The organism is uncultured Marinobacter sp. (assembly GCF_963974375.1).
Taxonomy (GTDB): domain Bacteria; phylum Pseudomonadota; class Gammaproteobacteria; order Pseudomonadales; family Oleiphilaceae; genus Marinobacter.
The window spans coordinates 1-4,623 of the sequence record NZ_CAXBDN010000309.1; the positions used below are offsets into that span (position 1 = coordinate 1).

The window sequence follows — 4,623 nt, forward strand, 5'->3', positions numbered from 1 at the left end:
CCGGCGGTTTTCGTTTGGGGTGCAGAAATCGTCGGTCGATGAAGCCGAGGGGCCACGATGGATTGGTGTTGTAAGACCCGGGCATGCAGACTAGAACTAACATCAGGCTTGGTGAACAATCGAGCTGTTAAATTTGGCAGGTAAAGGAGGAACACGCCATGGCGAGTCAAAGGACCGAACAGGACAGTATGGGCGAGGTGGTCTTGCCCGAAGATGCACTTTGGGGTGCCCAGACCCAGCGGGCGGTAGACAATTTTCCGGTCAGCGGTCTGGGGATGCCACCGGAGTTTATTGATGCTGTCGTCCAGATCAAGAAAGCGGCGGCAAATGCAAACCACCAGCTCGGTCTGCTTGATGGTGGCCGGCATCAGGTTATTGTCGCAGCCTGTGACAAGCTGCTTGAAGGGGACTATCGGGACCAGTTTCCCGTGGACCGTTACCAGACCGGCTCCGGCACCAGCACCAACATGAACGTCAATGAAGTCATTGCCCGCCTTGCCAGCAGCGGCGACCAGGTGGTTGATGCCAATGATCATGTCAACATGGGGCAGAGCTCCAATGACGTCATTCCTACCGCTATCCACGTCAGTTCGGTCACCGCCGTGCAGCGTCAGCTGTTGCCGGCCCTGACCCATCTGCAGGGGGCAATCTATCAGCGCGAAGCGGAGCTGATCAGCCAGGTCAAAACCGGTCGTACCCACCTGATGGATGCCATGCCCGTGACCCTTGGTCAGGAGCTGCGTACCTGGCGGGAACAGCTGGTGGCCGTGGCACACCGTGTTGAACTGGCGTGCGATGAGCTGTTATCAGTACCTCAGGGCGGCACCGCCGTAGGTACCGGTGTGAATGCCCACCCGGACTTTGCGGAGCGCCTGGTCACCGGTCTTCATGAACAGACCGGTTTCCGTTTCCGCGAAATGGAACACAAGTTCACCGGCCAGAGTGCGGTGGATGGCCCGGTTAACCTGTCCGCGCAGTTACGTGGCGCCGCCGTAACGCTGATCAAGATTGCCAACGATCTGCGCTGGATGAACAGCGGTCCCATTCATGGTCTGGCAGAAATCAGCCTGCCGGCGCTTCAGCCGGGCAGCTCGATCATGCCCGGGAAGGTCAACCCGGTGATTCCGGAATCTGCGGCCATGGCCGCCACCCAGGTCATGGGACTTGATGCTGCAGTCGCCATCGCAGGCCAGTCCGGCAATTTTCAGTTAAACGTGATGTTGCCACTGGTGGGTGCCAACCTGCTGGACATGATGACGCTGCTCAGCCGCAGCAGCATGTTGCTGGCGGACAGTGCGATCAGCGGGTTCACCGTGAACGGGGCCCATCTGGACGCAGCCGTAGGCAAGAATCCGGTGCTGGTGACCGCGCTTAACCCCGAAATCGGCTACGCCCGGGCAGCCAGCATTGCCAAGGAGGCCTATCGCAGCGGTCGCGCCATTATCGATGTTGCGGAGGAACAGACAGACCTGGGTCGTGATCGCCTTGAGCAGCTGCTGGATCCCCTCAAGCTCACGGAAGGGGGGCTGTCAGACTGAGCACGGACCAGAACGGTTTCATGATCCTGGTGTCACACGGGTAAGGAATGACTCACTGACGGGATGTGCAGGATGACCATTCTCTGGCTGTTTTTGCTGCTTGCTCTGGCCAATGGCACTCCTGTCATTGCCCATCGCCTGCTGCGGCAGCGCTGGAACGCGCCCGTGGACGGCGGTCGTTTGTGGCGCGATGGCCGGCCCATACTGGGTAAAAGCAAAACCTGGAGAGGGCTGGTTGTGGGCATAACGAGCTGTGCACTGCTATCCCTTGTTACCGGCTTCGGTGCCCTGTTCGGCGCCCTGTTTGGCACTCTGGCCCTGCTGGGGGATCTGGTCAGCAGCTTTATCAAACGCCGCTGCGGGCTGGCCCAGAGTGCCCGTGCTACCGGTCTCGACCAGCTTCCGGAAGCCATTGTGCCGATGCTGTTTGCTGCTGTCTGGCTATCCCTGGAGTGGCTGGAGGCGCTTGTTCCGGTGGTGGTGTTTGTGGCTGCCAACATGGCTATTTCACCGCTGCTGTTCCGGCTGGGCATTCGCAAGCAGCCCCACTAGCCTCCCACCAAACTCCCCACTAACACACCAAGGCTAGCGAGGTCCGGAGGACAGGGTGTGTACGGTGACCTCCGGCGGGCAATTGAGCCGCACGTTGACCACCGAGGTGCCCGCCCCCGGCGAGGTATACCCCTGCATGCCATTGTGGCGCCAGTAGCCGCGTCCCATGCGCCGGGGGCACTGGGCATCAAGGGTCACCGGAATTCCTCCGGGCAGGCAGATCTGACCGCCGTGGGTGTGGCCACAGAGAAACAGATCGAAGCCGGCGTGAGCTGCTTCCCGCCAGATCTCCGGCGTATGGCTCAACAACAGGCTGGCGGCGTCGTCCGGAATATTGTCACCGGCCCGGTGCAGGTTATGAACCTTGTAGAAATGGGCATCGTCCACGCCGGCGACGTACAGGGTTTGTCCGTCCCGCGTCAGGGCCTTGTGCTCGTTCAGCAACAGGGTGTAGCCCATATCTTCCAGTCCCGGCACCATGCGAATGCTGTCGTGGTTGCCCAGTACCGCTATCGCTTCTCCGCCAATGGCGGTTCGTAACCGGGCCATACCTTCCAGGGCCTGGTCCACCGGTCCCCAGGTCAGGCGTCTGTAGTCGCCGGTCAGCACACACAGATCGTATTCCAGTGGCTGGATCTGGCGAATGACGGCCTCCAGATTTTCCCGGTCCATATCCACGTGCAGATCGGTGAGGTGCAGTACCCGGAAGTTCTCGAAGGCGGGCGGCAGGGACGGCAGGATGAATCGGTGTTCAACGGTCCGCAGGCGGCGGCTGTTGCGTTGCCCCCGGGCGAACAGGCCCACGGATTTCAGGCAGCCGCGGATAAAGCCATGGGCCGAGTAGAAATTCTCCAGGTGAAACGAGCGTCGGTCGGGGCCGGTTATCCGGGCGTCGGATTCCTGCTCAATGCTGAGGCGCTGGCGGGCATGGACAGAACCCAGCCGTAAACTTAACCGGTAGCGGAGCAGGTCATCCTCTTGCGGTGGTCGGGCTGGTGCCGTCATAAGGTTGCAGCCTGAAGTTGATATGGTGTCTCATCGGCCCGGAAGTATAAGCAAGCTGGAGCTTGAACAGGGCACGAGAGTACTTGCTGATCCGACGATTATGGGCGGAAAAGGGCCCGCCGTAAAACCGGCGCGCTGATCTTTCATGTTTGTTGGTCGTATATTCCGGGACATTTTCTGGTGTTCATCGGGTGAGCCGGTGGTAATCGGGACTAGAAGGTCACAAAATGGACAACGCGCGCCCCTTGTCGGTCGTTAATGGCCTAGTATGACGCCTGAGTAAGCGCATGACGTCGAATGAAGCAGTAACGTCAGGGCAGACATCCTATTATTGAGTTCGGGAGACGGGTATGAGTACGTCCTGCAGTATTTCCGGTATGACTGTTGCCAATGACCGGTTTCCGGCCCCGGCACAGGATCTGGCAGCGGATGGCGCGGAAGCGTGCAAGATTGTGCTGGCTGGTGGTTGCTTCTGGTGCACCGAGGCAGTTTTCCTGGCACTTGAGGGTGTGATATCGGTCGTTTCCGGTTACACCGGCGGCGAGGCTGGCACCGCAAATTATGAGGCGGTCTGTTCCGGGCAGACAGGGCATGCGGAAGCTATTGAAATCCGTTACGACCCGGCGGTAATCAGCTATGGAGAGTTGTTGCGGGTGTTTTTTTCCGTTGCTCACGACCCGACTCAGCTTGATCGCCAGGGCAACGACCTTGGCCCTCAGTATCGCTCCGCCATTTTTGTCGAGACTCCGGAGCAACGACGGGTGGCCGAAGCCTATATTCGTCAGCTGGACGAAGCGGGCGTTTATTCCGATCCAATCGTCACCACCCTCGAACCCCTGGGGGAGTTTTTTCCGGCGGAGGAGCATCATCAGAACTTTGCCGGAAAAAACCCGTCACAGCCCTATATCTTGGCCGTCGCTGCCCCAAAGCTGAAGAAAACCCGTGAAGTTTTCCCGGATCGCCTGCGCAAGAACTGATGCCTTTGCGCAGCCGTTTTCAGTGTAAACCCGTTACCGGAATCCGGATTTCGGTGAAACCAGAGGAATGTGAGTATGGCCCAATCAGCCAGTGGTTATGATCTGAGTCCCCTGAGTGACGACGCTGTTGCCGCACTCGCCGCCGATCTGAGCCCGGATGAGCGCAGCGTGCTGCTGGATCACGGCACCGAACGCGCCTTCTGTGGCACCTTGCTGGATAACAAGACCCGTGGGGTTTACCGGTGCCGATTGTGCGAGTTGCCGTTGTTCAGCTCGTCCGCCAAGTTTGATTCAGGAACCGGCTGGCCCAGTTTCTTCGAGCCGTTTGATCCGGACCACATCCGCTGTATTGAAGATCGCAGCTACGGCATGGTGCGGATCGAGGTCCGTTGCGCTCGTTGCGACAGTCATCAGGGCCACGTTTTTCCGGACGGCCCGCCACCGACCGGGCAACGCTATTGCCTGAACTCGGTGTCCCTGACTTTTAGCGCCGAATCTGAGGACCAGCCGTAGTTCAGGCCGTTGCCGCGTGCTGTCTGCGCGAGTATGCG

The 4,623-nt window shown here is 59.6% G+C and carries 5 protein-coding genes; 4 read left to right on the forward strand and 1 reads right to left on the reverse strand.

Annotation, left to right across the window (positions count from 1 at the left end; all coding sequences use genetic code 11):
* The first annotated feature begins 158 nt into the window (after positions 1-158).
* The gene (locus AAC035_RS18865; RefSeq protein ID WP_339806654.1) at positions 159-1,538 is read left to right on the forward strand and encodes a class II fumarate hydratase; all 1,380 of its coding nucleotides are present in this window, start codon (positions 159-161) and stop codon (positions 1,536-1,538) included.
* Between the two features lie 72 nt (positions 1,539-1,610).
* Entirely contained in the window at positions 1,611-2,090 is a 480-nt protein-coding gene (locus AAC035_RS18870) for a CDP-archaeol synthase (protein WP_339806655.1), read from the forward strand.
* A 33-nt stretch (positions 2,091-2,123) separates the two neighbouring features.
* Here the strand turns inward: AAC035_RS18870 and AAC035_RS18875 are convergent, their stop codons facing one another.
* Positions 2,124-3,095 carry a metallophosphoesterase gene (locus tag AAC035_RS18875; RefSeq protein WP_339806656.1) on the reverse strand — a complete coding sequence of 324 codons (972 nt, stop codon included), beginning with the start codon at positions 3,093-3,095 and terminating at the stop codon, positions 2,124-2,126.
* Positions 3,096-3,445: 350 nt separating this feature from the next.
* Between AAC035_RS18875 and msrA the strand changes: the two genes are divergently transcribed.
* Both msrA and msrB read left to right on the forward strand, forming a co-directional pair.
* Positions 3,446-4,072 carry a peptide-methionine (S)-S-oxide reductase MsrA gene (gene msrA, locus AAC035_RS18880; protein ID WP_339806657.1) on the forward strand — a complete coding sequence of 209 codons (627 nt, stop codon included), beginning with the start codon at positions 3,446-3,448 and terminating at the stop codon, positions 4,070-4,072.
* 75 nt (positions 4,073-4,147) lie between these two features.
* Complete coding sequence (msrB, locus tag AAC035_RS18885; RefSeq protein ID WP_339806658.1) at positions 4,148-4,585, forward strand: peptide-methionine (R)-S-oxide reductase MsrB; 438 nt, start codon at positions 4,148-4,150, stop codon at positions 4,583-4,585.
* Positions 4,586-4,623: the final 38 nt, after the last annotated feature.